Genomic DNA, 26,600 nt, shown 5'->3' with positions numbered 1-26,600 from the left:
TCTACCGATCTCCGCGTCCCCATCCGATTTCACTTGTCCTGATGCGCGGGCCGAGTGTCGCCTTTCTTTTCGGGGTCGTGGGTATGGTGGCTGTCGCGTTCGCCACCGCCGCCGGAGACCTTGCTGTGGCTGCGACGGTCGGAGTCGGCCGGCGGCTTTTCGACGCTCAGCGCCTTCTTGGCGTTTTCGTGCGCGGCGCCAGGACCGCCCTGGCGGATGCTGGCAGGAGTTTTTTTCGACGTGGACATGGCCTAGCGATCTTGGACGTTGCCTTGATGAGTGGTGTTGACCTTCGTATTGCCTTGCTGGCCCTGCTTGTCGGGATCCGGAACGGCAGATTGCGGTGCCTGGTCGGCCGCTACCGATTTTTTGTCACCGGCGCCCTTTGGGCTCAGATTCTTCGGCGGCACAGGGGGAGGTTTTGTGCTCATGGCGTGTCTCCTTCCGCCACCCAAAACAAGCGGCTCGGGAGAAAGGTTCCCGAGGGTCCGATACGAAGGGCGGTTGCCGCAACGAGCCAGGTCCACAGGCCGTGGCATGACCGGCGGGAGGCCGGCACAATCCAGGACTATTTTTTGATGATGTTTCCGTTGTTCAGATCGAAGGCCTGGGCGCCGAAAGCCTGCCTGAAGAAGTCCTCCTGCAGATCGCCCCATTCGCCGAGATAGCCGCCGCAATTGCTGCAATAGATCGGCGTCGAATCCTTCGGGTTGTCGGGAATCTCCATCAGGATCGTCCCGCACGCCTTGCAATCGAGCTTGTCATCCAAACGGCGGCCCATTGGCACATGATCGCGCGTTTTCAGCCGCGCGCCAATCGTCGTTTTCGTACGCAGCCCCGAATGGCACGTTTTCCAACCAGCGAGGGGATCGAAAGCTAGCGTTCCGCCGGATTTCCGAAGGCCGGATCTCGCTGCCTCGAATACGTCCCCACCCGCGGCAGCTCATCTGGAAAGTCGACCCAGGGCAGCCTCATGTCCCAATATGCGTGGGCCTGTGGCGGAAAGCGTTCGGGGTGATCGAGAAAGCCGATCGCCAGATAGAGTTCGTCGGGCAGGCCCTGGTCGATATAGCCGATCGATGTTCCGCAATCCGCGCAGAAGGACCGGAGCACGCCGGGGGTTTTCGAAAAGGTCTTCGGTGTGCCGGTGAGCAATGTGAATTCAGAAGGCCGATAACCGACCCACACCATTAGCGGGCTCCCTATCGCCTTGCGACAGTCGTCATCGTGATCGGAGCAAACCCAGAACGGCTCGCCGCGCATTTGCGCCGTTATGGCGCCGCAAAAACAGGAACCCGTTTCAGTTCGTGGCATTGGCTAACTTCATTGCTGGACTCGCCTTCACTGCTGGCCTGGCATTTCGGTATTTTCCTTAGGGTTCTTCTTGATGCCGGCGGCAGGCGAGGTGTCGGCCGGAGCATTGCCACCCTGGTTCTGCTCAGGGGCTCTTTTGAGCGGCGAGGTTTGCCAGCCCATATCGCCGTACAAAAAACCTATGAGGAAGCCGACGATGATGATGGCCGAAATCACCATCGCAATTAACGCGTTACGTCGCTCCATTTCGCACGGCTCCTTTCTTTTAGCCGAACAAACGATGGCGGAAATGGTTCCGGGTAGACGGACGGCGTGACGGGACGGAGCCGGCCGGGAACATTCAGCCTCACGGCGGGTTCGTATGAGTGCTCTTCTACAGGGAGTGGCTCGCATGAAACCCGCCGTAACCGATCGCATCGAAACCAAGAAATACGACCACCCGACAGGCGGCTGGGGATCGCTCAAATCCCTGGTCCGCAAGGCGCGAGGCGAAGGCCTGCTATTGTCCGGGATATGGAGCACGCTGCTCAAGCAGAACAAGGCCGACGGCTATATGTGCATGTCTTGCTCATGGGCAAAGCCAGCCCAGCCGAGGCCTTTCGAATTCTGTGAAAACGGCGCCAAGGCGACGATGTGGGACCAAACCAAGCTGCGCTGCGAACCCGCATTCTTCACCGAGTACTCGGTGGCGGAACTGCTCGATTGGCCAGACCACGATCTGGAGAAGCAGGGCAGGCTTACGGAGCCGATGCGCTACAATGCCGCCGTTGACCGTTACGAGCCGGTCTCCTGGGACGATGCGTTCCGCGACATAGCTGCCGAACTGCGGCGGCTCGATCCCAAATCGGTGGTGTTCTACACGTCTGGCCGGGCCTCGCTCGAGGCCTCCTTCATGTACCAGCTTTTTGCGCGGATCTATGGATCTTCGAACCTGCCCGATTCGTCCAACATGTGTCATGAATCGACCTCGGTCGGCTTGCCGGAATCGATCGGTTCGCCGGTCGGGACCGTGCAGCTCGAAGACTTTGCGAAATGCGACATGATGTTCTTCTTCGGGCACAATACCGGGGTGACGGCGCCGCGCCTGCTGCATCCGCTGCAAGAGGCACGTCAACGCAACGTGCCCGTCTTCACTTTCAATCCCTTGCCCGAGCGGGGACTGAAGCGCTTCAAGAATCCGCAAAACCCCCTCGACATGCTGTCGCCCGGACCGGGCACCAAAATGTCCAGCGACTTCTTCCAGGTTCGTTCGGGCGGCGACATCGCCGCGATGACGGGTATCGCCAAGGCGTTGCTGGCCCTCGACGATGCCGCCCGCGAGAGCGGCAGGACGCGTGTCCTCGATACGGCTTTCATCGCCGAACACACGCATGGCTTCGCCGAGTTCGAAGCCTTCCTGCGCAACACCCAGTGGAGCGATATCGTCGCGCGATCCGGCATTGCGCAGGCCGATCTGGAGCATGTCGCCGAGGTCTACAGCCATTCCAACGCGGTGATCGGCAATTACGGCATGGGCCTGACCCAGCATCGGCACGGCACCGAGAACGTCCAGATGCTGTGCAACCTTTTGATGATGCGCGGCAATATCGGAAAACCCGGCGCCGGCATTTCGCCGTTGCGCGGCCATTCCAATGTCCAGGGGCAGCGCACCGTCGGCATATCGGAAAAACCCGAGCTCGTCCCGCTCGACAAGTTCGCCGAATTCTACGCCTTTGAACCGCCGCGCGAGAAAGGTCTCGATACGGTCGAGACCTGCGAAGGCGTCATCGACGGATCGGTCAGGGGCTTCGTTGGGCTCGGCGGCAATTTCGTGCGGGCCGTTCCGGAAACCGGCCTGGTCGAGAAAGCCTGGCGTGGGCTCGACCTGCATGTCGAGATCGCGACCAAGCTCAACCGCAGCCACCTGATCACCAGCCGGACAACCTATCTGTTGCCTTGCCTGTCACGGCTGGAAAGAGATCATCAGGCGAGCGGCGACCAAAGGGTGTCGGTAGAGGATTCCACCGCCTGTATCCACGGCTCATTCGGGTCGCGACCTCCGGCTTCGCCACATCTGCTTTCGGAGCCCAGGATCGTTGCCGAGCTTGCCAAGGCGACATTGCCGGGCAGGAGTTCGATCCCATGGGACGAGTGGGTTGGGGATTATTCCCGCATCCGCGACGAAATCGAGCGCTGCTACCCCCAACATTTCCGCGACTTCAACGAGCGTTTCCTGACGCCCGGCGGCTTCCATCGCGACATCAAGGCGAGCAAGCGGGTGTGGGAGACGCCGAACAAGAAGGCCAATTTCAAGCTGCCAAGTGGCCTTGAAACCGACCCTGACATCGATGTCGCCGGCCGCGATGTGCTGACACTGATCACGGTGCGCTCCAACGACCAGTTCAACACGACCGTCTACGGCTACAACGACCGGCTGCGCGGCATCAGCGGCACACGCATGGTGCTGTTGATGAATGAAAAGGATATCCAGCGCCTCGGTTTGAGCGCGGGACAGGAAGTCGATCTCGAAGCCAATGCGCAGGATGGTGTGGAGCGCCGCGTGCGCGGGCTGCGCATCACGCCTTTCTCGGTGCCGGAAGGAAATTGCGCCGGTTATTATCCCGAGCTCAACCCGCTGATTCCTTTGTGGCACAGAGCCGAGAAGGCCCATGTTCCGGCCGCCAAATCGGTACCGGTGCGGATTGTTGCATAGGCGTTCGTTATTCGCGGCGGGCACGCACCACGCCGATGTGACCTGGCGCGACTTTCAAAATCGTGACCTCAGCAGGCTCGCGCGAGTTCATCCACGGCATTCAGGATCGCACTCTGGCTCGCCGGCTTCTGCACGATCCTGCAAGTGCGGAACCCGGCCGGAATTTCGCGTTCGCCATACCCAGAGAGGAAGGCGAACGGAACACCGCAGGTCCGTAACGCTTCCGCGATCGGATAGCTGGTCTCGTCGTTCAACTGGATATCCAGTAACGCCGCGTCGATGCCGCCTTCGCCAACGAGCCGGAGTGCTGCCGTCACCGACGAAACAGGCCCGACCACCTGATGGCCGGCTTTGCGCAGGTAAGCCGCCGCGTCGTCGGCGATCAGCCATTCGTCCTCGACGATCAGCACGCGCATCTGTCCGGTCACGACGAGCCCTCGCGGGTCAGAGGGAATGCGATTTCCGCCTCCAAACCATTTGAGTGGAAAGTTGTTTCAACCTTTCCGCCCAGCCGGTAGCCGATTTCGCCACGTAGAAGGGTAAGGCCGAAGCCGCTGTCGGTTGGCTCCTTGATGCGGGGGCCGCCCTTCTCGCGCCAAGTGAGCCTGAAGGTTCCGTCTGCGACCGACCATTTTACGACTATCCGCCCGGCAGGTTTCGACAGTGCGCCATATTTAGCGGCATTCGTCGCCAGTTCATGGATTGCCATGCCGAAGGAAAGCCCTTGTACCGGCTTGAGGCTCACCCGTTTGCCATGGAGTTCGAACCGTTCGGCCCCGAAGGGATCGAGTTCCTGGCGCAGCAGTTCCTCGACGGAAGCTTCGGTCCAGCTTTCTCGCGAGAGCAGACTGTAGGCTCGTGACATCGCCTGCAGCCGGCCGATCAAGGCGTCGGCGAACTCGTCTTTCGACGCCGAGTTTTCACGTGTCCGGTTGGTGATGCTGGCGACGACCGCCAGCATGTTCTTGACGCGATGGTTCAGCTCCGAGATGAGCACCTGCTGACGCTCTTCCGCCTGCGCCAGTGTCGTCACGTCGATCAGGGTCACGACCACGCCCTGGATGCTGCCGCCTTTGTCCCGGTAAGGGTTGATGCGAACCAGGTAGAACCGGCCCTTGTCGTCGCGCGTGAGATGATGGTTCAGGGTCTCTCCCGTCTCGAACACCGCCTGGATGTGCCGCTTCAGCTCGGGGTAGTCGAGCCGGCTCGAAAGATCGGTCAGCGGTCGGCCGACATCGGATGGACGCAAGTTGAAGAACGACGACGCGGCGGGAGTGAAGGTCCGCACCACAAGGTTGCGGTCGAGGAAGATGGTGGCGATTTCCGTGCTTTCGAACAGGTTTCTGAGATCGCTGTTGGCGCGATCGAGTTCCTCTATCTTGCCAGTCAGCTCCGCGTTGATGGTGTTGAGCTCTTCATTGAGCGACTGCATCTCCTCCTTCGAGGCCTCAAGCTCCTCATTGGTCGACTGCGCCTCTTCATTGACGGAGACGAGTTCCTCGTTCGAAGACTTTACTTCCTCCAGCGCGGTTTCGTATTCCTCGATGGTCGACTGCAGCCGCTCGCGTGTGTCGCGCAACTCCCGTTCGAGATCGGCCGCATCGTCGGTGCCGCGGCTTTCGCGTGCCCGCTCGGAGCGTAGCTGGGCCTGTCCCACCGGATTGAACAGGACGAGGTAGAGGGGCTCGCCATTGCCGCGCTCCGTGTACGGTTCGACCGTCAGTGTAATGAACTGAAGCTGTCCGTCGTCTTCGTCGACAGCTATGTTCTCCCGCACGACCGTGCGGCGCGTCGTGGCTGCTTCCCGCAACGCGGCGCGCAGCTCAAGTCTCAGCCCGCGGCGGGCCAGGGTCAGCAGCTGCCGGCTCGGGGCGCCTTGCGGCGCTTCCAGATATTTGCCCGTCCGTGCCGAATAGTAGACGATGTCGCCATCGCCATTGACCAGCACGTGAGGCGGGGCGAACCGCTCCAGCACCTGAGCCTCGATCGCCTGGCGGAGCGAATGACTGGCGGCATCGTTCTTCGAGCCGCCGCGTCCGACCGGACGGACATCCGCGCGGCCATTGCCGATAAGGACCGGCGGCCGCGGCGTGGCATGTTCCCGCGCCTGGAATATCCGGTGCTTCTTGTCGACCGTGGCAAACAGGTCGCCGTGCTGACCGACGCTTTCCGACGTGCCGAGGAACAGATAACCGCCCGGCCTCAGCGCGTAATGGAAGATCGGAATGGCCCGGTTCTGGATGTGCGGGCCGAAATAGATCAGCAGGTTGCGGCACGAAATCATGTCGATGCGCGAGAAGGGAGGATCGCGGATAACGCTGTGCGGCGAAAAAATGCAGAGTTCGCGCACCTCTTGGCCCAGCACATAGCTCTCGCCGTCGCTGTGAAAAAAGCGTTGCCTGCGCTGTGCCGATAGCCCGTGCAGCAGCGCTTCGGGATAACGCGCCGCACGCGCCACGGCGAGCGCCGGCTCGTCGATGTCGGTCGCGAATATCTGGACGCGCGGCGCCGCGGAAAGCTTCTCCATGCGCTCGCGCATCAGCATGCCGATCGAGAATACCTCCTCGCCAGTGGCGCAGCCGGGCACCCAGACGCGCACCGCATCGGAGGCGCTCTTGCCTTCGAAAATCTGCGGTATGATCTTGTCCTCCAGCAATTTGAACGCTTCGGCGTCGCGAAAAAAGCTGGTGACATTAATGAGCAGGTCGCGAAACAGCTTCGCCACCTCGTCGGGATCCCTCTTCAGCCGCTCTATGTAGGTGGTGATCGACTGCAGCTGCGTGATCTGCATGCGCCGCTTTACGCGACGCAGGAACGTCTTGGGCTTGTAGCCGGAAAAGTCGTGCCCGGAATGGCTGCGCAAAATGGCGTAGATTTCATCGCGGGCCCGATCCATCTCGGCCTTGTGCTCGTCGTCCGCTTCGGCCAGTCCGCTCAGCACCTCGAAGCCGCGGGCAAACGCCTGAAGCTTTGCCCCGATCTGCTCGGCGGGCGCCGCTATGTCGATCAGGCCGCTCGAAATCGCACTCTGCGGCATGTCCGGATTGCGCGGGGCGGAACCATTGGACGCCTGGGCAATCGTCAGCCCGCCATGCTCCTTGATTGCCCTGGCGCCGAGCGTGCCGTCCGAATCGCCACCCGACAAGATAATGCCGACGGCATACTCGCCCTGGTCCTCGGCCAATGCGCTGAAGAAGATGTCGATCGGCTTGCGCTCGCGGTTGAGCGTGTTCGGCCGGCGCAGCGAAAGCGCGCCCTTGCGGATGGTGAGGACGACGTTTTGCGGCATCACATAGACCTGGTCCGGTTGGACCGCCACGCCCTCCTCGGCCACGACGACCGGCATTTCGGTGTAACGTCCGATGACCTCGTGCAGCAGACTTTCCCGCTCCGGGCTGAGATGCGTGACGACGACGAACGCCATGCCGGTGCCGCCGGTCAGTCCTTTGAACAAGGCCTCCATCGCGGGAATGCCGCCGGCCGATGCGCCGACGCCGACAACGGGAAATCTTCCATTCTGGAATGCCACGCCACGCCTCTGGTAACAGCCGCGAACACGAGACCGTCAAATCGGGCCTTAGGTTAAGACCGGGCCGAGCCTCAGGCCAGCGAATAGTCTACCAACGGAACAAAGCACCGCCGGTGGGCATTAACATTTGACTTTGGAGGCGGTTCCAATGGCAAAACGACCACCTGAAATAAAGCGGGCTAAGCAAATCCTGTTGCCCTCGCCGGATCTGACCAAGTTCCCCGTATCTGAAAACATTCCGCCTCGCCTGCTCGCGCTCGCGGAACGATTGCAAGAGCTCCTGGCCAGCCACTTTGAACAAGTCTGCGCCGACGGCCGTAAAACCCGCAGGAAGAAGGAACAATGAGGTGCGCGACCTGCAAGGCTTGCATATCCTGATCGTCGAGGACGAATGGATGCTGGCGGGCGATCTTGCACGTTATTTCAGCAAGATGGGCGCCGTCGTGCTTGGCCCAGTGGCGACGATCGAACAGGCATCGAAACATACGGATGAGGCGGAAGCCGCGATCCTGGACGTCAATCTCAACGGCCGACGAGTGTTCCCGATCGCCGACGAGTTGATGCGCCGTGGCGTGCCGTTCGTGTTTTTCAGCGGCGACGAAGACATCGTTATTCCTGAGCGCCTCCGGTATGCCAGCAGCCTCCGAAAATCCTCGGACGGCCAGGCTGTTTTCGATGCTCTTTTCCCAGCCGAGACGACGGCATCGAAGGGAGGCCGAGCGTCCGAGCCCTCAGACGACGTATTTTCGCTGCTGCCTAAGCTCCGGCTCGCGGCACGTCTGCTGCTGGGAGACATGGATGCTTCCGACCGGCTGGTCGAGCGAACGCTCGAGCAGGCCATCGGCGAAATCGACAAGAGACGATCCGGCTCCTCCACCGAGGACTGGCTCAACGGCATCATGCGAAACATCGTCAGGGCACGCGGGCCAAGCCTGCTGCACTGACCGCAGCCGCTGTTTGTCGCGACTCTACTTCCGGCTGCGTTCGACGAATTTGTTGAAGCGGCTGGTTTTTCCGCCGCTGGTCTCATCCTGGTAGAGGAAGGCCAGTTCGTTCTCATCGAATATCCTGAAGAACTCGTCCCACTCGACGGGCTCGAACGTCTCTTCAGGCTCGCCGAAATCGATGCGCAGTATGCCGCCCTCGCCCTTGGTGCGCACCACCGCCGGCCGCCCGTCGCGGTCCTCGGCCCAACGGCGGATTTCGTCATGATCGGTGGTCGTCTTCGATTCAGACATCGCAATCTCCCTTCGATTCCACCGCGAGATCCCCCGCGTTGCACAACCAGCAGATGCATCGCTGCCCGGCATGTGCGCGCGGTTGGTCGAACATGGCTCCTAACACCAAGCAGCCTTCGATGTTCCCACGCCTGGTTGAAACCTACCCCGGCGAGCCTCCTGAACTTTGTTGAAGCAAGGGAACAAACCTTTCGCCCGGAAGTTTGGGGCGGCAAAGCCATTCGTATGAGGAGTTGTCGTGAAACGTATACTGGTCACGGGAGGCTGCGGTTTTATCGGCCGCCACGTCGCCCAGGAACTCGTTGAACATGGCTATGGGGTTTCAATTCTCGATGCACTGCTGGACCAGGTGCATGGCGGCGAGGCAATCAGCCTGCCGCCAGGCGCCAAGCTGATCAAAGGCGACGTTCGCGATCGCGACGCCATCACGGAGGCGGTCGACGATGTCGACGCGATCATTCACCTGGCGGCTGAAGTGGGCGTCGGCCAGTCCATGTACGAGATCGCCCGCTATGTCGGCGCCAACGACCTCGGCACCGCCACGTTGCTGGAGGCACTGATCAAACGGCCGATCGAACGGATCGTCGTTGCGTCGTCGATGAGTGTCTATGGCGAGGGTCTCTATGCCACGCCGGACGGCCGGCGCATCGACAATGCAAGACGGCAGCCGGACGACATCCGCAGCGGCCAATGGAATCCCCTGTCGCCGGAAGGTGAAGTCCTGTCGCCGCTGCCGACCGACGAGCAGAAACCGGTCGATCTCGCCTCGATCTACGCACTGACAAAATACGCCCAGGAACGCGCCGTACTGATCTTCGGCGAAACCTACGGCGTCGACGCGGTGGCGCTGCGCCTGTTCAATGTCTTCGGCGCCGGACAGGCGCTCTCGAACCCGTATACCGGCGTGTTGGCGAACTTCGCCTCGCGCATCGCCAATGGCCAGCGGCCGCTGATTTTCGAGGACGGCGAACAGAAGCGCGATTTCGTGCATGTGCGCGACGTTGCCCGCGCCTTCCGGCTGGCGCTGGAACAGCCCCAGGCGCGCAGCCATGTCATCAACATCGGCAGCGGGCGAGCCTACGCGGTCAGCGACGTCGCCCGACTGCTCGCCGAAGCAATGGGCGTGCCTGGCCGCCAGCCGGAAATCCTCGGCAAGGCACGCTCCGGCGATATCCGCAACTGCTTTGCCGACATTTCGAAGGCGCGCGAACTGCTCGGCTTCCAGCCGCAGTACCGGCTGGAGCATTCGCTCGGGGATTTCGTCGCGTGGGTGCGCAACACGGTCGCCATCGATCGCAGCGCCGAGATGAAGCGGGAACTCGAAGCGCGAGGGCTGGTGTCATGAGACCGGATTCACCCGATTTTCGCGAAGCGCCCGTCGCCATTATCGGCGGCAGCGGCTTTATCGGCTCCAACCTCGCCGACAGTCTGTTGTCGGACGGCGAACCGGTGCTGGTCATCGACAATCTGAGCCGTCCCGGCGTCGAGCAGAATCTCGAATGGCTGACGCAAAAGCACGGCAACCGCCTCGCCGCCGAAATCGCCGATATCCGTGACACCGAGGCGCTGATGCCGCTGGTGGCGCGTTCGAAGGCGGTTTTCCACTTTGCCGCGCAGACCGCCGTCACCACGAGCCTGGTTCGGCCGGACGAGGATTTCGACATCAACCTGCGCGGGACATTCAACGTCCTGGAAGCCGCTCGCCGCGGCGGCAAGCGCATCCCCGTCGTTTTCGCCAGCACCAACAAGGTCTATGGCCGCCTCGCTGACCTCGCCATGCGCGAAGAGGATGGCAAATACGCGCCTTGCGACGCGGGCATCCGGGCGCACGGCGTCGACGAGACGCGCGGCCTCGATTTCTGCACGCCCTATGGCTGCTCCAAGGGCGCGGCGGACCAATATGTCCTCGACTACGCCAAGTCATACGATCTGCCGACGGCGGTGCTGCGCATGAGCTGCATCTATGGCCCGCGCCAGTTCGGGACGGAGGATCAGGGCTGGGTCGCCCATTTCCTGCTCAGCGCCTTCTCCGACCGGCCGATCACCATCTATGGCGACGGCAAGCAGGTGCGCGACATCCTCCACGTTGCCGACGCGGTTGCGGCTTACCGCGCGGTGCTCGACCGGATCGAGGCAGTCAAGGGCCTAGCATTCAATCTCGGCGGCGGACCGGACAACGCCGTCAGCCTGCGCATGCTGCTGAAGGAGATTCGCGACATAACGAAACGGGACGTTCCGATCCGTTACGACCGCGAACGCACCGGCGATCAACCGTTCTTCGTCGCCGACACACGCGCGATCGAGGCGGCGCTGGGATGGAAAGCGCACGTCTCGTGGCGAAACGGCATTCGCGACCTCGCCGACTGGCTGCAGCGTCATCGCCTCGACCCGCATCCCGAACCGGCGAGGTACGTGGCATGAAGGTCGCTCTGGTCAATCCGTCCTGGACCTACCAGGACAGCATCTATTTCGGCTGCCGGCAGCCGCATCTGCCGCTCGAACTCGGCTATTCGAAAGCCTTGCTCGAAGCCGCCGGCCACAAGGTGCTGATGCTGGACGGGCAGATCCAGAAGCTCGATAACACCGCGCTTGCCGATCGCGTCGCCGCCTTCGAGCCTGGCATGACCGTCGTCAGCACCGCGCCGACCTACCTGTTCTGGCGCTGCGCACCGCCCGAGTTGCGCGTGCCGGCTGATTTCCTCAACCATCTTGCCGGGCGCGGCGGCCGCACCGTCGCTATCGGGCCACATGGCTCGGCGACGCCGACGCCGACTTTGCGCAAGCTTGGCGTCGACATCGTCGTGCGCGGCGAATGCGAGGAAGTGGTCGCGGAACTTGCCCGGCGCGACGACTGGAGCGCAGTGCCGTCCACGGCCCATTTCAAGGATGGAGAACTGGTTTCGAACGGCGGCGTGCATGCGAGCTCGTTCATCGATCACCCAGCGCTCGAATGGCCGTCGGACTGGATTGCCGCCCATCAGCACCATCATCACCGCTTCGACGACGACCAGGTCGGTTTCGGCGCGGAGGTCGAGGCGTCGCGCGGCTGCCCCTATAATTGCAGCTTCTGCGCCAAGATCGATTTCCGCGACGCCTACCGCAGACGGAACCACGAAGCAGTGATCGCCGAGATCGACCGGCTGATCGCACAGGGCGTCGGCTACATCTACTTCATCGACGAGATCTTCCTGCCGCAAAAGGCGCTGCTGGAAGCGCTGGTCGATCGCGATGTGAAGTTCGGCGTGCAGACGCGTATCGACCTCTGGAAACCGGAACTGCTGAGGCTGCTCGGCGCTGCCGGCTGCGTCTCGATCGAGGCGGGCCTCGAAAGCCTGACGGTGGAAGGCCGAGCCATGCTGGCAAAACGCTGCCGGCTGGGCACCGAGGAACTGGCTGCGTTGCTGGTCGATGCAAGGCGCCACGTGCCGTTCGTGCAGGCCAATCTGATCGGCGTGGTCGAGGACGACCCCGCGCTGGTCGACTATTGGCGAAAGCACCTGATCGACAACGGCGTTTGGGCCAACGAGCCGGTGCCGCTTTATCCCTATCCGAGTTCGCCCAGCTATCGCGAACTTTGGGGCGAGCCCGACGATCTCGCCTGGGAGCGCGCGCATGAACATTACCTCGCATCCTTCCGAACGTTCAGCGACATCCAGGAGAAGCGTCCGCGTCCGCTGGCCGAATTGGAGGCCACATGTTGCGGACACTGAGCCCGCCACGGCGTATCCTGATGACTGTCGATGCGGTTGGCGGCGTCTGGCGCTATGCGCTCGATCTGGCCAGGCAACTGGTCGCCGGCGGCGACAGCGTTGTGCTTGCCGGGCTTGGTCCGGAACCGTCCAGGCAGCAGGCCGAAGAGGCCCAGTCGTTCGCGGCGCTGACATGGCTTAACACGCCGCCCGACTGGATGACCCGCAACGAGCACGACCTCGACGCACTGCAGCAGGAGCTGCACCCACTCATCCGTGACTACGCCATCGAAATCGTCCATCTAAACGCGCCGACGCAGGCGGCGGGGCTCGACGTGCCCTGCCCAGTCGTGGCGGTGTCGCATTCCTGCGTGGTGACATGGTTCCACGCCGTCAAGGGACAGGCGGCGGACGGCGAATGGGCCTGGCAGAAGGAGCGCAACCGGCGCGGTTTCGACAAAGCAGGCATGGTCGTTGCACCGAGCCGCAGCCATGCCGACATGCTCGAAACCTGCTACGGGCCGATCACGCGGCTGAGCGTCGTCGGCAACGGCGCGCGGCCCGGCGCGAAGGGCGAGAGGCGGGAATCGGTCGTTTTCGCCGCCGCGCGTTGGTGGGATGAAGGAAAGAACGCGGCGGTGCTTGACCAGGCCGCCTCCCTGACGCAATGGCCGGTTTTCGTTGCCGGCTCCTTGCAAGGCCCGGACGGCCAGCATGTTGGCTTCAGTCATGCGGTTCCCGTCGGGCCGGTGCCACATGAAGAGGTACGCTCATTGATGGCCCGGGCCGGCATTTTCGTATCGCCGTCGCTCTACGAACCGTTCGGTCTGGCCACGCTGGAAGCCGCGATGTCGGCGACGCCCCTGGTGCTCGCCGATATTTCGACCTATCGCGAACTGTGGGACGGCGCGGCCATGTTCTACGACGCGCGCGATCCGGGCGATCTCGCCAGATGCATCAATAGCCTTTGCAGCGACGCGCAGCGCCGGCGAGAGCTCGGTGAAGCAGCCGCCCGCCGAAGCCGCAGATTTTCATTGGCAAGACAGGCGACCGCCATGCGCGGCGTCTACGACAAGGCGGCCCTGGCCACCGTGGCGGATAGTTGATTATGCGGTTTTTGTTCTACACCCATTCGATCGTTTCCGATTGGAACCACGGCAACGCACATTTCCTGCGCGGCATCATGCGTGAGCTGGTCGCGCGCGGGCACCAGGCTATTGCGCTGGAGCCGGCCGACGGCTGGAGCCGGTCGAACCTGCTGGCCGAGAAAGGGTCCTTCGCGATCGAGCGATTCCGGAAGGATTTTCCCGAGTTGATGCCGGTCACCTATGACACCGCCTTCGACCACGAAGCCTGGATCTCCGATGCCGATGTGGTGATCGTGCATGAGTGGACCGAGCCGGACCTTGTCGCGCGGCTGGGAAGGGCGAAAGCAATTGGCGGCCGTTTCACGCTGCTGTTCCACGACACGCACCATCGCGCCATCTCGGCCACGCAAGCGATTTCCGCCTTGCAGCTTGAACATTATGATGGCGTGCTCGCCTTCGGCGAGGCGCTGCGGGAAAGCTATCTTCGCGCCGGATGGGGCAAGCGGGTCTTCACCTGGCACGAGGCAGCCGATGACCATCTGTTCCAGCCCCATCCTGAAATCGAGCGTAGCGCCGACCTGATCTGGATCGGCAATTGGGGCGACGACGAGCGCAGCACCGAAATCAGGGAATTCCTGGTCGACCCGGTGCATGAGCTTGGCCTGAGCGGCACTGTCCACGGCGTCCGCTATCCACGCGAGGCGCTCGCCGACCTCGCCGCCGCCGGCCTGCGCTACGAAGGCTGGATCGCCAATGCCGACGTGCCGAAGGCATTCGCGGCGAACCGCATCACGGTTCACATCCCGCGGCGTCCATATCGCGAAAGCCTGCCCGGCATCCCGACCATCCGCATGTTCGAGGCGCTCGCCTGCGGCATCCCACTCGTTTCGGCGCCGTGGTCCGATGTCGAACGTCTGTTCAGGCCGGGCACCGATTTCCTGTTTGCAAACACCGGCTTCGAGATGCGGCATCATCTTCGCGCCGTGCTGCGTGACGCGGATCTCGCCGCATCTCTGGCGACATCGGGCCTCGAGACGATCCGCTCACGGCACACATGCCGGCACCGGGCGGATGAATTGTTCGGCGTGCTCGCCGAATGCGGGCACCGCCAAGCCGCCGACACGATCCTTGCAAAGGAGGCCGCCGAATGAAGATCGCATTTTACGGATCGAGCCTGCTGTCGACCTATTGGAACGGCGCGGCCACCTATTACCGCGGATTGCTCAAGGCCCTGGCCAAGCTGGGCTATGACATCACCTTCTACGAGCCGGACGTCTACGATCGCCAGAAGAATCGCGACATCGAAGCGCCGGACTGGTGTGCCGTCGTCGTCTACGAGGCCACCCCGCATGCCATGATGCAGGTGGCGGCGCGGGCGGCGGAGGCGGATATCGTCGTCAAGGCGAGTGGCGTCGGATTCGCCGACGACGCGCTGCTGCGGGCGGTGCTCGATCACGCCCGTGCCGATGCGCTCACCGTATTCTGGGATGTCGATGCGCCGGCGACGCTTGGCCAGTTGCGCGACGAGCCCGACCATCCGCTGCATCGCGCGCTGCAGGAAATCGACCTCGTGCTGACCTATGGCGGCGGCGACCCGGTGGTCTGGGCTTATCGGGCACTGGGGGCGGCCGAATGCGTGCCGATCTACAATGCGCTCGATCCGGAAACGCATCATCCGGTCGGCAAGGATAGGCGCTTCGCCTGCGATCTCGCCTTTCTCGGCAACCGGCTGCCGGACCGCGAGGCGCGCGTCGAGGCTTTCTTCCTCGACCCGGCCAGCCGCTCGGCCGATCAGCGCTTCCTGCTCGGCGGATCGGGCTGGGGCGACAAGCAGATGCCCGCCAATGTCCGATGGCTCGGCCATGTCGGCACGCGTGACCACAATGCATTGAACGTCACGGCCAAGGCGGTCCTCAACATCAGCCGCGACAGCATGGCGGCCAACGGCTTTTCACCTGCGACGCGCGTTTTCGAGGCGGCGGGCGCCGGCGCATGCCTCATCACCGACGCCTGGCTCGGTGTAGACCTGTTCCTGAAATCCGGCGAGGAAATCCTGGTCGCGCGCGATGGCGAGGATGTCGCCGAGATCACGCAAAGCCTTAGCGCCGAACGGGCCAAGGCGATCGGGGCATCTGCGCTTCGGCGGGTGCTTGGTGAACATACCTATACGACACGGGCCGTTTTGGCCGACGCCATTTTCAGGCGCCATTTCGAGCGTCCGACCGTGGAGGCGGCCGAATGACGAAGCCGCTCGACATCGTCTTTCTTGGCCTGTCGCTCTCCTCATCCTGGGGAAACGGCCACGCCACCACCTTTCGGGGGCTGCTTAAAGGTCTCCACGAACTCGGCCACCGCGTCACCTTTCTCGAACGCGACGTGCCGTGGTACGCAAGTCATCGGGATCTGCGCGATCCCGATTTCTGCGCGTTACGCTACTATGAAACGATCGACGATCTTCGCCGCAATTTTGCGCGCTGCCTGCGCGATGCCGATATCGTGGTCGTCGGCTCCTTTGTTCCGGAAGGCCCTAAAATCATCGACGTCGTGGCATCGCTGTGCACGGGTCAGTTCTGCTTTTACGACATCGACACGCCGGTCACGCTGGCAAAGCTTTCAACCGATGATTGCGAGTACATTGCCAGGCGGCAGGTCCCGTATTTCGACGTGTACTTCTCCTTCACCGGCGGGCCGACGCTTGCCCGTCTGACGGCGGAATTCGGCGCGAGGCGGGCCGAGCCGCTCTACTGCTCCGTCGACCCGGAACGGCATCACGGAACCGGTGATCCAATCCGCTGGGATCTCGGCTATCTCGGCACCTACAGCCCCGACCGCCAGGCGACGCTGGAGGCCCTGCTGTTCGAACCGGCGCGTCGCATGCCGGAGCGCCGCTTCGTCGTGGCAGGTTCGCAATATCCGCGCGAAATCGTCTGGCCGGACAACGTCGATCGTATCGAACACCTGCCGCCGGCAGATCACGCGGCCTTTTACAGCCGCCAACGCTACACGTTGAACGTCACGCGCAGTTCCATGATCGCGGCCGGATGGTCGCCCAGCGTGCGACTCTTCGAGGCAGCCGCCTGCGGCACGGCGATCATCAGCGATCGCTGGGCCGGACTGGACAGCCTGTTTCCAGAGCGGACGATCCACACCGCGCGCAGGACCGAGGACGTAATCGGAATCCTGTCCGGGGAGTCCGATGGCGCCCGGCTTGCCATGGCCAAGCAGGCGCGCGTGCTCATCCTGGCAGCCCACACAAGCATCGCAAGAGCCCGCGAATTCGTTTCGCTGCTGGCGCAGGCCAAATCGCCACGTTCTGTTCTCGATCTGGACGTCGAGAGCGCAGCATGACCCGCAGACGGGAGAAGATAGAGATGCAGCTATCAAGAAAGGCGCAACGGACCAAGACCGTGCTTGTCGCCGGCGGCGCAGGCTTCCTCGGTTCGCATCTTTGCGAGACAATGCTCCAGGCCGGCTGGCGCGTGATCTGCGTCGACAATTTCCTTACCGGCCGCATGGAGAACATAGCATCGATCGCCAATCGTCCGGATTTTCGGCTGATCAAGCAAGACATTTGCCGACCGTTGGAGCTTGGCGAACCGGTTGACCGCATCTTCAACATGGCGTGCGCGGCCTCGCCGCCGCGTTACCAGGCCGACCCGGTCCACACGACGCAGACTTGTGTCATCGGGACGCTCAATCTGCTGGAGCTCGCCGCCCGTAACGGCGCCCGGTTCCTGCAGGCGTCCACCAGCGAAATTTATGGCGATCCCGAACAGCATCCGCAGAAGGAAGACTATGTCGGCCACGTGAACTGCATCGGCCCCCGCGCCTGCTATGACGAAGGCAAGCGCACCGCCGAAACCCTGTGTTTCGATTATTTGAGAATGGGAAAGGCCGATATCCGTGTCGCGCGCATCTTCAACACCTATGGTCCCAGGATGGACCCTGCGGACGGACGGATCGTTTCCAACCTGATCATGCAGGCACTCGAGAGACGGCCGCTGACGATATTCGGCGACGGGCTGCAGACCAGGTCGTTCTGCTACGTTTCCGATCTGGTCGACGGCTTGATCCGGTTGATGGAGGTCGATCCCAATCCGCGCCAGCCGGTCAATCTGGGCAATCCGGGGGAGTTCACCATCCTGCAACTGGCGGGCCTGGTGAGGCGCATGACCAGCACCGAATCCGCCTTGAAATTCCTGCCGCTGCCGCAAGACGATCCTCGTCGTCGGCAACCCGACATTTCCCGTGCAAGGAAGCTTCTCGGCTGGTCGCCAAAAGTGCCGCTCAGGCAAGGTTTGATGCGCACGATCGGATATTTTGCCGAGCTTGAGACGGCGCAGATGGTCGATAGAAGACGTCGAATTGCCGCCACCGCGCGTTCCGCATCAGGCCGGCTGCAAAACCTGCCGGCCTGATAGCGGGGAGCGTCTGGCCGCTGCATGATCGCGCGGTCGTTGCGGATTTGGTCACTTTTTCTCGTCGCGGGAACAACCCGTCCAGCTTCTGGTTCTGCCAAGGTACCGGCATGGAGACGATTGTGCATCCCAAACGATCCGCCAAAGACATCGAACAAATGGCCGCAAGAGAGACGGCTGCCTTCCTGCGGCGCGCCTCCATCACCTATCTGGAATGTTGCGTGAGCCTGATGCTGACGCATCTTCAGAGGGAGGAGGTAGCGGCCATCCTCGAAAAGGAAGCGGATATGCTTCGCCGGCTGGACTGATCCTGGTCGAAGGGCCGCAGGTCCCCTTGGTTATCCAGGAAACGAAGCAACATCGCCGTATAACGTCTTGCCGCGGCCGCCAGCCGGATCTGTTCCCGATCATCGCCAGATCGTGCAGCCATGCTCCACAAGCCAAGCTGGAAGGCGAGATAGCAGGGCTCGTAGTAGTGGACCAGATTGGCATCGACGGGACGAGACGTAGTCGCTTCCACAGCCTTGCAGAGCGCCGCAGTCGCCGCATTGGAGAGGCTGTATTCAACGCGGGCGCCGGCAATGTCCCAGGCGATGTCCTGGCAGCCGATCAGATCGTGCGATCGGCAATGGTCGAGGGCGTCCGTCTTGACCAGCCTTCCACCGCGCGAAAGGATGAACTCCCACGGATGAAGCCGCCCGTCGATCTCGACCCGCTGCATGGTCTTGGGTGGACCCTGTCTCGAGAACCAGTTCCGCAACTCCGTGGCGCGGCTTTCGCCTAAAGCCTCGCTTGTATTCTGCACGGCCATGTCTGCAAGCGCCTCCAGCGAGGCACCCGGCTCGGAGGCGGGCAGATTGGCTGCGCGCCAAGACAGATAGCGCGCGAGATGAGCGACCACCTTTTCTTTCGAATGCCTTGCCCGGTCCAGCGTTGTACCGTCGATCCAGCGCTCGACGAGAAAGCCATGGCACAGCCCGGCGACGTCCGGGCCAAAGCCTGCATCGTGCAGCCTCCTGGCAGTCTCGGCCTTGTGCATTCCGATTTCACCGAGGCCGACGAATTTGACCGACCATTTTTCCCGGCCCGCAGAAGCGACGAACTTCCGCCGCTCGAAGCCGCGGTGAACGGGTGGCCAATGGTCCTGCGAGCCATAGTGCAGGCGACGCCACTCTCCGCCGGATGTTTCTATCAGGCTGACCTCCGTGCTGCCGATCGTCCTGGCGACCCAATCCCGCAACGTCGGGACAGCGGATCCAGCGGGGAAAGTCCGTTCGAAATCCGCGGTGTGTTTTTGGCAAACCGTCCATGCCTCACGACTGTCCGCCGATGCCTCGGGACCCGGCCCACCCGAATGGCTTGGGAACAGATGGATGCGCCCGGCATCGATGCCCAGCGCTTGCAGCCATGCGACGACGGCGTGAAACGAACTGCCTGACAGGCCCGGGCCTTCGTCGACGACAGCGAAATCGGCCGACGGCCTTGTCCTCCAGCCGCCGATCAGTTCCGGATCGGCGGCAAGCCGCCTGCGAAACGGATGATCGGTCGGACGGACGCTGACGGGTGCCGGTGCGCCGATGGCTGCCGCCACCATCGCTGCCAGCCCCAGGCCGATGCTGCGGATGCCGATCACGCATGTGTTCGCATCGAGACCCGACTGCCGCGCGGCGACGAAATAGCTCTCCGGATAGAGCGCGTAATGGGCAAATCCTTCAGCCGTGCCGGTCAGGATTTCGCCATCGCAATCGAGTTCGGCCAGCATTCGCGGCACTTCAGCATCGATCGGGCCGTCGATGGCGAATCCGGCCCCCCACGATCTGCCAACGTCCCGGGCCAAGCCGACCAGGAGATTTGCGCCCGCGATCCGCTGTAGGGAATTCCTGTCCATGCCGTTGGCCTCGAATTCAGCATCGGCGAGGCCCTGGACCAGTTCCGAAGCCCTGATGAACAGGCCGACCAAGGCTGCGTGGCGTTCGATCCCACTTGGCATGTCCGCAATGTGCCCGGCCGCGTCGCAGGCCGAGCCGCGAACATGTCGCGCGCTCTCAATTCGCTTGTGGTCGCCATAGACGATCATTGTCCCGTCCCGGTTTGCCTCACCCCTGGCTGCACAACTCGGCGGGCGCTACTTTGATCCACTATCGGTTGCACGATTTTTGCAGCCGGCAAGGAACAATCCGGGAGGAAGGCGGTTTGGCACGAAGAACTTACCTTCAACAGCATAGGCAGCGGTTTCGTGGGATCGAAGAAAGTTCGAATCGGTATAGTCGGCGTCGGCAACTGCGCCTCCTCCCTTGTTCAGGGCATCACCTATTACCGCGACGCAAGGAGCAATGAGCCCATACCCGGGCTGATGCATGCCGATCTTGGCGGCTATCATGTCAAGGACATCAAGGTGGTCTGCGCTTTCGATGTCGCCAAGGGCAAGGTCGGACGCGATGTGGCAGACGCGATCTACAGCGCGCCGAACAATACTTTTCGCTTTGCCAATGTGGCGCCTACCGGCGCTCGCGTCGAACGCGGACCGACGCTGGACGGCATCGGCAAATATCTGCGCGACGAGATCGAGGAGGCCGACGAGCCGGTCGCCAACGTCGGCAAGATCCTCGCCGAAAGCGGCGCCGAAATCCTGGTGTCCTATCTGCCAGTCGGTTCGGAGGAGGCAACGCGCTTTTATGCCGAGTGCGCGCTCGAGGCGGGCTGCGCCTTCGTCAACTGCATACCAGTCTTCATCGCTTCGCGGCCGGAGTGGCGCCGGCGCTTCGAGCAGCGCGGCCTGCCGCTGATCGGCGACGACATCAAGAGCCAGGTCGGTGCGACGATCGTCCACCGGCTGCTCGCCAACCTGTTCCGTGAGCGCGGCGTGCGCATCGATCGCACTTACCAGCTCAATTTCGGCGGCAACACCGACTTCCTCAACATGCTTGAGCGCGAGCGGCTGGAATCGAAGAAGATCTCAAAGACCCAATCCGTCACTAGCCAGATCGACGTTCCCCTGGAGCCCGGCAACATTCATGTCGGGCCAAGCGACCACGTTCCATGGCTGACCGACCGCAAGTGGGCCTATATCCGGGTCGAAGGCACGACCTTCGGCGGTGTGCCGCTGAATGCCGAGCTCAAGCTGGAGGTGTGGGATTCGCCCAACTCGGCCGGCGTCGTGATCGATGCGGTGCGTTGCGCCAAGCTGGCGCTCGACCGCGGTATCGCGGGCGCGCTGACCGGTCCCTGCAGCTATTTCATGAAATCGCCGCCCGAGCAGTTCACCGACGCGGAAGCCCGCCAGCGCACGCTCTCTTTCATCGCCGGCAAGGACGAGCCGATGCTCGATGCCGCGGAATGACGACGACGTTCTTTCTGGTGCGCCACGCCGCGCACGACAATGTCGGCTGTTATCTTGCCGGACGGATGGCCGGCGTGTGCCTTGGCGAAGCCGGCAGGGCACAGGCCTCGCATCTGGCTGACCGCATGGCACGCGAGGCGATAGCGGCAATCTTTTGTAGCCCGCGCGAACGCACGCAGGAGACGGCCAATCCGATCGCGCTCGCCTGCAATGCCGGTGAAATCGTGATCCGCGAGGAACTCGATGAGGTCGACTTCGGCACCTGGTCGGGAAAGACCTTCGAGGAGCTGAACCAGGATGCCGACTGGCGAGCGTGGAACGACCAGCGTCAGCAGGCGAGAACGCCGAGCGGCGAGACCATGCTGGACGTGCAGCAACGCGTCGTCTCGCTGATCGAGCAGGTCCGCGGAACATACCAGAATCAGTGCGTCGCACTGGTCAGCCATGCCGACGTCATCAAGGCCGCCGTGTGCAAAGTGCTCGGCCTGTCGCTGGGAAACTGCTTTCGCTTCGATATCGACCCAGCGTCGATCACCACGGTTGTTTGGGGGGACTGGGGGTCGAAGCTGATCAGACTCAACGAAGCTGCCTGACGGGGAATTGCCGGATGCGCATGGTCATTTTCGGTCTTACCGTGACATCGTCGTGGGGCAACGGCCACGCCACGCTGTGGCGCGGATTGATCCGGGCGATGGCCGGGCTGGGCTGGTCCATCACCTTCTTCGAACGCAACACTCCCTATTATGCCGGGACGCGCGACCTCGACCAGTTGGATGGCGGCAGCATTGTCCTTTATCCGGACTGGCAGGACATTCAGCACGTTGCCGAGCAGGCAATGAATGAGGCCGATGTTGTCATCGTCACCTCCTATTGCCCCGATGCCGTGAGCGCGTCGCGCCTTGCCCACCAGGCCTGTCGCGGGCTGAAGGTCTTCTACGATCTGGACACGCCGGTGACGCTGGCCCGGATCGAACAAGGTGAGCCTCCGGCTTATTTCGGGCCGGAAGGGCTTCGCGATTTCGATCTCGTGCTGAGCTACACGGGAGGAACCGCGATCGACGCATTGAGGTCGATGCTGGGTGCACGCCGCGTCATGCCGCTCTACGGCCATGTCGATCCAGAGCGACACCGGCCCGCCCCGCCCAGGCCGGAGTTTGCCGGCGACCTTTCCTATCTCGGGACCTATGCGGCAGACCGCCAGGCCGGGGTCGAAAGGCTGCTGGTCAATCCGGCTGCGCGCCTGCCGGATCGCCGTTTCATTATTGGCGGCGCACAATATCCGCAAGAATTCCCGTGGAGCGACAATATCTTCTTCGTCCGGCATCTGCCGCCGGCCGACCACCCCGCCTTCTTTTCATCTTCACGACTGACCCTGAACGTGACCCGCGAGGCGATGGCCGAACGAGGCTGGTGTCCTTCCGGCCGGCTGTTCGAAGCCGCCGCTTGCGGTGCTGCGATGGTGAGCGACACATGGCCCGGACTGGAGGCCTTTTTCCGGCCCGGTGAAGAGATCGTCGTGGCCAACAGCACCGACGACGTGGTCGCCGCGCTCGACCTGTCCGACGCCGAGCTTGACGCGATCCGCCGCCGTGCGCGCGAGCGGGTGCTGGACGAACACACCTCGGCGCGGCGGGCGAAGGAATTCGACCGCATCCTGTCCGATGCACTGCACGGCTCCACGCATGGCGAGCCGTTGAAGGAGGCAGTTTGATGTTGGGCATCGTGCCCGCAGCCGGACGGGGAAGCCGCATCCAGCCGCTCGGCTTTTCGAAGGAGCTTCTGCCGGTCGGCAGCCGCATCGACGGCAATACCGAGCGGCCTTGCGCGGTCAGTGAATACCTGGTGCGCCGCATGGTGCGCGCGGGGGCCGACAAGATCTGCTTCGTCATCGGCTCGGGTAAGTCGGATATCCTCGAATATTATTCTGCAGGCTATGCCGATGCGGCCGCTCTGTTTGTGGTGCAGCCCTCTCCGGTCGGCCTTTGCGACGCCATCTTCCGCGCCGCACCGCTCGTCGCAGCCGATGAGACCGTTCTGGTCGGGCTGCCCGATACAATCTGGTTTCCCGAAAACGGCTTCCTGGCCCTTCCGGACGACGGCCTGTCCTTCCTGTTGTTTCCGGTGGACCAGCCGGAATTCTTCGATGCCGTCGTTGTCGATGAGGACGACCGGGTGAAGCAAATCCAGGTCAAGCAGCAGAATGCCCAATCGAATTGGATTTGGGGTGCGTTCAAGATGCCCGGCCGCACCCTTCACCAGCTCGCCGCGCTGTGGCGGGAACGGGACCGGAGCGACGAATATATCGGCACGCTGGTCAATGCCTATCTCGCCGGCGGCGGCGAAGCCTATGGCATCAAGGCTGGCACCGCCTATGTCGACGTCGGCACCTTCAACGGCTACCGCACCGCACTTCGGCTGCTTGAAAGCGCCGCCGGGACCAAGGACGATCAAGCCGCCATTACGCTGCCCGGCCACCAGCACGTTCCTATCCTCGCAGGCGAAGGAGGCTAGCCATGCTGCATTCCGATGCCGAAATCCGCCGCCGTATCGATGCGCTCGGCCCATGGTTCCACAATATGGAACTGGCCGGCATCGAAACCGCTCCCGACCATTTCCTTGGCAACTATCCGCTGATCAAATGGCGCAAATTCGCCGACGCGATTCCCGCCGATCTTTCCGGCAAGGCGGTGCTCGACATAGGCTGCAATGCGGGTTTCTACTCGATCGAGATGAAACGCCGCGGCGCCGGACGCGTGCTAGGCATCGACTTCGATGAGGCTTACCTGGCGCAGGCGCGCTTTGCCGCTGAGGTAGCGGACTGCGACATCGAATTCCGGCAGCTCTCGGTCTACGACGTTGGCGCCCTGCATGAGCGGTTCGACATCGTGCTGTTCATGGGAGTGCTCTACCATTTGCGCCATCCCTTGCTCGCACTCGATCTGATCCGGGAGCACGTCGCCCGGGACCTGATGATCTTCCAGTCGATGCAGCGCGGCAGCACCAACGTGCCGGCGCTCGAGCAGAATTATCATTTCTGGACCCACGACCTGTTCGACCGGCCGGAGTTCCCAAAGCTGCATTTCATCGAGCATCGTTACGCTGACGACCCCACCAACTGGTGGATTCCCAATCGCGCCTGCACCGAAGCCATGCTGCGCAGCGCCGGCTTCGAGATTGTGCTGCAACCGGAGCAGGAGGTCTATTTCTGCCGTACCGCCGACGCGCCGGCCGGCGGCGGCGCCGTCTACCCGTTGAAAGGACAGATAAATGATTGAAGCCGCGATGATCTGGAACGAGCCCAACAACAAATCCCACTGGGATCCCGAGCTCGACCCCGACTGGAGCCGCTTCGCCACTACGGCAATCCTGGCCGCCGACGCGATAGCGTCGGAGAATCCCGCCTTGATCAAGGTGCTGGGCGGCATCTCGCCGATCGATGCCGGTTTCATGACACGGATGAAGGAATTCGGCGTGCTCGATCATGTCGACGCGGTCGCGGTGCACGGCTTTCCGCTCGACTGGAACCTCTGGCAGATCCACGAATGGCCGCAGAAGATCGGCGAGATTTCGGCTGTTACCGATCTCCCGGTATGGGTCAGCGAGGTCGGCGTATCGACCTTCGGCGCCGAGGAGGTACAGGTCTGGGGCCTGCGCCGGACCGCGGAATTGCTGATCGGCAACGCACCGCGCATCCAATGGTACAGCCTCTACGACCTGCCGCGCGAGTGGGAAGCGACGACGCGCCATCGCGAGTCGGAAGGCTCTTCCTATTACCGCCATTTCTACATGGGCCTGCTTCGTCAGGACGGCACGCCAAAGCCCGCGTTCGAGGAGTTTCTGCACCACGCGCCGGCAATGGGACTGGTGCAGTGGTTCCATTTCGAAGATCACCGGCTGGACGACGCCGTCGCCTGGATGAAACGGCTCGGCGTCACCAATCTGCGCACCGGGCTTTCCTGGGCCGACAGCTTCAGGCCCAACGCGCTTGACTGGTTCGACCGGCAGATGGAGGCTTTGGCCGACTTCGACGTGACGGTCACCTTCTGCTTCACGCCGGAACACCGCGGATTGATGCCGCACCACAGCAGTCCGCCACTGGTGCCTGAGGAATTCGCCGAGTTCTGCGCGGCAATGACGCGCCGCTATGCCGGCAGCATCGCTGCCCCTTCGGTCGGCAGGCTGCGCGCCTCTGCAGCGTGAGGAGCTTTGGCTCTCCAGCCATGACGCTCACCGTCCTCAACGTCGCCTATCCCCTCGCTCCCGTCGGGCCGGATGCGGTCGGTGGTGCCGAGCAGGTGCTGTCGATGCTCGACCAGGCGCTTGTACAGGCCGGACACCGCTCGATCGTGATCGGCTGCCAGGGATCGAGCGCTGCGGGTGTCCTCATCGAGACGCCGGCCGAGCCGGGCGTGCTCGATGAAGCGGCGAAGCGCCGGGCGCAGCGTGGTCATCGCGCCGCAATTGCTACTGCGCGCGCGCGCTGGCCGATCGACGTGGTTCATTTGCACGGCATCGATTTCGACGCCTATCTGCCGGGCGACGGGCCGACATTGGTGACCTTGCATTTGCCGCTCGACTGGTATCCGGCCGACGCTCTCAATCCGGCGCGGGGGGATCTGTGGCTGCATGCGGTATCGGCGGCTCAGCAAAGGACCGCGCCACCGGGAGCCAGGCTGATCGGGCCGATTCCCAACGGAGTGGACATCGACGCGCTGAGCGAGCCGCAGGCCAAGCGCGACTTTGCGCTCGTGCTCAGCCGCGTCTGCCCGGAAAAGGGCATCCATCTGGCGCTGGACGCAGCCAAGAAGGCCAGCGTGCCGCTGGTCATCGGTGGCAAGGTCTACCCCTATGAAACGCACACAGCGTATTTTCGCGACGAGGTCGAACCCCGGCTGGACGACCGGCGCCGCTTCCTTGGTCCGCTCGGCTTTGTCGCCAAGCGGCGCCTGCTGAACACAGCCCGCTGCCTGGTCATCCCGAGCCTTGCCGCGGAAACCAGTTCGCTCGTCGCCATGGAGGCGCTCGCCTGCGGCACCCCCGTGGTGGCCTTCCCGAATGGCGCACTGCCGGATGTGGTCGAGCACGGCAAGACCGGGTATCTGGTCGGGGATGTCGACGAGATGGCCGAAGCCATCGCTGCCGCACCCGGCCTGGACCCCGAGACCTGCCGGGCCGAGGCGCGGCGGCGCTTTTCACTCGACCGCATGGTTTCCTCCTACATGGACGCCTATCGGGCGCTGGCACAGCTCGGCACAAACAGCGGGCAGTTCGCGACGGCGAGGTGAGCGGGAC

Annotated in this window: 27 protein-coding genes; 18 read left to right on the top strand and 9 right to left on the bottom strand. The window is 62.9% G+C overall.

Going from position 1 to position 26,600, the window contains the following annotated elements; genetic code table 11:
- Nucleotides 1-29 precede the first annotated feature (29 nt).
- From NKI95_RS15400 to NKI95_RS15380, 5 genes are all read right to left on the bottom strand, one after another.
- On the bottom strand, nucleotides 30-248 hold the full coding sequence (locus NKI95_RS15400; RefSeq protein ID WP_352717755.1) for a hypothetical protein: 219 nt from the start codon (nucleotides 246-248) through the stop codon (nucleotides 30-32).
- A gap of 3 nt (nucleotides 249-251) precedes the next feature.
- Nucleotides 252-431: a hypothetical protein gene (locus tag NKI95_RS15395; protein ID WP_292657139.1), complete on the bottom strand. Its 180-nt coding sequence runs from the start codon at nucleotides 429-431 to the stop codon at nucleotides 252-254.
- A 137-nt stretch (nucleotides 432-568) separates the two neighbouring features.
- Nucleotides 569-727, bottom strand: coding sequence for a hypothetical protein (locus NKI95_RS15390; protein ID WP_352717753.1), 159 nt, complete (start codon nucleotides 725-727; stop codon nucleotides 569-571).
- Between the two features lie 149 nt (nucleotides 728-876).
- A complete protein-coding gene (locus NKI95_RS15385; protein ID WP_352912867.1) occupies nucleotides 877-1,314 on the bottom strand; it encodes a GFA family protein in 438 nt (145 codons plus the stop codon).
- A 27-nt stretch (nucleotides 1,315-1,341) separates the two neighbouring features.
- Complete coding sequence (locus NKI95_RS15380) at nucleotides 1,342-1,560, bottom strand: hypothetical protein (protein WP_254818791.1); 219 nt, start codon at nucleotides 1,558-1,560, stop codon at nucleotides 1,342-1,344.
- Nucleotides 1,561-1,705: 145 nt separating this feature from the next.
- On the opposite strand from NKI95_RS15380, the gene NKI95_RS15375 reads away from it, so the two are divergent.
- Nucleotides 1,706-4,006 carry an FdhF/YdeP family oxidoreductase gene (locus NKI95_RS15375; RefSeq protein WP_352717749.1) on the top strand — a complete coding sequence of 767 codons (2,301 nt, stop codon included), beginning with the start codon at nucleotides 1,706-1,708 and terminating at the stop codon, nucleotides 4,004-4,006.
- A gap of 68 nt (nucleotides 4,007-4,074) precedes the next feature.
- On the opposite strand, the gene NKI95_RS15370 is transcribed toward NKI95_RS15375, so the two are convergent.
- Together NKI95_RS15370 and NKI95_RS15365 are read right to left on the bottom strand one after the other, a co-directional pair.
- Nucleotides 4,075-4,434, bottom strand: coding sequence for a response regulator (locus NKI95_RS15370; protein WP_352717747.1), 360 nt, complete (start codon nucleotides 4,432-4,434; stop codon nucleotides 4,075-4,077).
- Entirely contained in the window at nucleotides 4,431-7,535 is a 3,105-nt protein-coding gene (locus NKI95_RS15365; RefSeq protein ID WP_352717745.1) for a CheR family methyltransferase, read from the bottom strand. Before NKI95_RS15365 ends, NKI95_RS15370 begins: the two co-directional genes overlap by 4 nt.
- Before the next feature lie 148 nt (nucleotides 7,536-7,683).
- On the opposite strand from NKI95_RS15365, the gene NKI95_RS15360 reads away from it, so the two are divergent.
- Nucleotides 7,684-7,881, top strand: a complete 198-nt coding sequence (locus tag NKI95_RS15360) for a hypothetical protein (protein WP_352467976.1) — start codon at nucleotides 7,684-7,686, stop codon at nucleotides 7,879-7,881.
- A 1-nt stretch (nucleotide 7,882) separates the two neighbouring features.
- Entirely contained in the window at nucleotides 7,883-8,479 is a 597-nt protein-coding gene (locus NKI95_RS15355; protein ID WP_352717743.1) for a response regulator, read from the top strand.
- Nucleotides 8,480-8,503: 24 nt separating this feature from the next.
- Here NKI95_RS15355 and NKI95_RS15350 read toward each other — a convergent pair whose 3' ends face one another.
- Nucleotides 8,504-8,773, bottom strand: coding sequence for a hypothetical protein (locus NKI95_RS15350; RefSeq protein WP_352467978.1), 270 nt, complete (start codon nucleotides 8,771-8,773; stop codon nucleotides 8,504-8,506).
- A gap of 238 nt (nucleotides 8,774-9,011) precedes the next feature.
- Here NKI95_RS15350 and NKI95_RS15345 point away from each other — a divergent pair, with 238 nt between their 5' ends.
- The 8 genes from NKI95_RS15345 to NKI95_RS15310 are packed head-to-tail and all read left to right on the top strand — an operon-like array spanning nucleotide 9,012 to nucleotide 17,968.
- Nucleotides 9,012-10,118, top strand: coding sequence for an NAD-dependent epimerase/dehydratase family protein (locus NKI95_RS15345; protein WP_352717741.1), 1,107 nt, complete (start codon nucleotides 9,012-9,014; stop codon nucleotides 10,116-10,118).
- Nucleotides 10,115-11,194, top strand: a complete 1,080-nt coding sequence (locus NKI95_RS15340) for an NAD-dependent epimerase/dehydratase family protein (RefSeq protein ID WP_352717739.1) — start codon at nucleotides 10,115-10,117, stop codon at nucleotides 11,192-11,194. The genes NKI95_RS15345 and NKI95_RS15340 overlap by 4 nt, the downstream gene beginning before the upstream one ends.
- Nucleotides 11,191-12,483, top strand: a complete 1,293-nt coding sequence (locus NKI95_RS15335; RefSeq protein WP_352717738.1) for a TIGR04295 family B12-binding domain-containing radical SAM protein — start codon at nucleotides 11,191-11,193, stop codon at nucleotides 12,481-12,483. The genes NKI95_RS15340 and NKI95_RS15335 overlap by 4 nt, the downstream gene beginning before the upstream one ends.
- Nucleotides 12,468-13,568 (top strand): glycosyltransferase family 4 protein, encoded by a 1,101-nt coding sequence (locus NKI95_RS15330; RefSeq protein ID WP_352717736.1) that lies wholly within the window; start codon nucleotides 12,468-12,470, stop codon nucleotides 13,566-13,568. Before NKI95_RS15335 ends, NKI95_RS15330 begins: the two co-directional genes overlap by 16 nt.
- Before the next feature lie 2 nt (nucleotides 13,569-13,570).
- On the top strand, nucleotides 13,571-14,701 hold the full coding sequence (locus tag NKI95_RS15325) for a CgeB family protein (protein WP_352717735.1): 1,131 nt from the start codon (nucleotides 13,571-13,573) through the stop codon (nucleotides 14,699-14,701).
- Entirely contained in the window at nucleotides 14,698-15,792 is a 1,095-nt protein-coding gene (locus tag NKI95_RS15320; RefSeq protein WP_352717733.1) for a CgeB family protein, read from the top strand. Before NKI95_RS15325 ends, NKI95_RS15320 begins: the two co-directional genes overlap by 4 nt.
- Entirely contained in the window at nucleotides 15,789-16,898 is a 1,110-nt protein-coding gene (locus NKI95_RS15315; protein WP_352717731.1) for a CgeB family protein, read from the top strand. The genes NKI95_RS15320 and NKI95_RS15315 overlap by 4 nt, the downstream gene beginning before the upstream one ends.
- A 23-nt stretch (nucleotides 16,899-16,921) precedes the next feature.
- On the top strand, nucleotides 16,922-17,968 hold the full coding sequence (locus NKI95_RS15310) for a UDP-glucuronic acid decarboxylase family protein (protein WP_352717729.1): 1,047 nt from the start codon (nucleotides 16,922-16,924) through the stop codon (nucleotides 17,966-17,968).
- 244 nt (nucleotides 17,969-18,212) lie between these two features.
- Here NKI95_RS15310 and NKI95_RS15305 read toward each other — a convergent pair whose 3' ends face one another.
- Entirely contained in the window at nucleotides 18,213-20,045 is a 1,833-nt protein-coding gene (locus tag NKI95_RS15305; RefSeq protein ID WP_352717727.1) for a hypothetical protein, read from the bottom strand.
- Between the two features lie 159 nt (nucleotides 20,046-20,204).
- Between NKI95_RS15305 and NKI95_RS15300 the strand changes: the two genes are divergently transcribed.
- Genes NKI95_RS15300 through NKI95_RS15270 form a run of 7 tightly spaced genes read left to right on the top strand, consistent with a single transcriptional unit; the run spans nucleotide 20,205 to nucleotide 26,593 of the window.
- A complete protein-coding gene (locus tag NKI95_RS15300; RefSeq protein ID WP_352717725.1) occupies nucleotides 20,205-21,308 on the top strand; it encodes an inositol-3-phosphate synthase in 1,104 nt (367 codons plus the stop codon).
- Nucleotides 21,305-21,901 (top strand): histidine phosphatase family protein, encoded by a 597-nt coding sequence (locus tag NKI95_RS15295; protein WP_352717724.1) that lies wholly within the window; start codon nucleotides 21,305-21,307, stop codon nucleotides 21,899-21,901. The genes NKI95_RS15300 and NKI95_RS15295 overlap by 4 nt, the downstream gene beginning before the upstream one ends.
- 14 nt (nucleotides 21,902-21,915) lie before the next feature.
- The gene (locus NKI95_RS15290) at nucleotides 21,916-23,019 is read left to right on the top strand and encodes a CgeB family protein (protein WP_352717722.1); all 1,104 of its coding nucleotides are present in this window, start codon (nucleotides 21,916-21,918) and stop codon (nucleotides 23,017-23,019) included.
- Complete coding sequence (locus NKI95_RS15285; RefSeq protein WP_352717720.1) at nucleotides 23,019-23,819, top strand: nucleotidyltransferase family protein; 801 nt, start codon at nucleotides 23,019-23,021, stop codon at nucleotides 23,817-23,819. The genes NKI95_RS15290 and NKI95_RS15285 overlap by 1 nt, the downstream gene beginning before the upstream one ends.
- A gap of 2 nt (nucleotides 23,820-23,821) precedes the next feature.
- A complete protein-coding gene (locus tag NKI95_RS15280; RefSeq protein WP_352717718.1) occupies nucleotides 23,822-24,583 on the top strand; it encodes a TIGR04290 family methyltransferase in 762 nt (253 codons plus the stop codon).
- Complete coding sequence (locus NKI95_RS15275) at nucleotides 24,576-25,508, top strand: glycoside hydrolase 5 family protein (protein ID WP_352717716.1); 933 nt, start codon at nucleotides 24,576-24,578, stop codon at nucleotides 25,506-25,508. Before NKI95_RS15280 ends, NKI95_RS15275 begins: the two co-directional genes overlap by 8 nt.
- Nucleotides 25,509-25,528: 20 nt before the next feature.
- Nucleotides 25,529-26,593, top strand: coding sequence for a glycosyltransferase family 4 protein (locus NKI95_RS15270; RefSeq protein ID WP_352717714.1), 1,065 nt, complete (start codon nucleotides 25,529-25,531; stop codon nucleotides 26,591-26,593).
- Nucleotides 26,594-26,600 lie beyond the last annotated feature (7 nt).

Source organism: Mesorhizobium sp. M0306 (assembly GCF_040321655.1).
In the GTDB taxonomy this organism is placed as follows: Bacteria; Pseudomonadota; Alphaproteobacteria; order Rhizobiales; family Rhizobiaceae; genus Mesorhizobium.
Note: the sequence above shows the minus strand (reverse complement) of the source record. Positions and strands in the feature narration are given on the sequence as shown.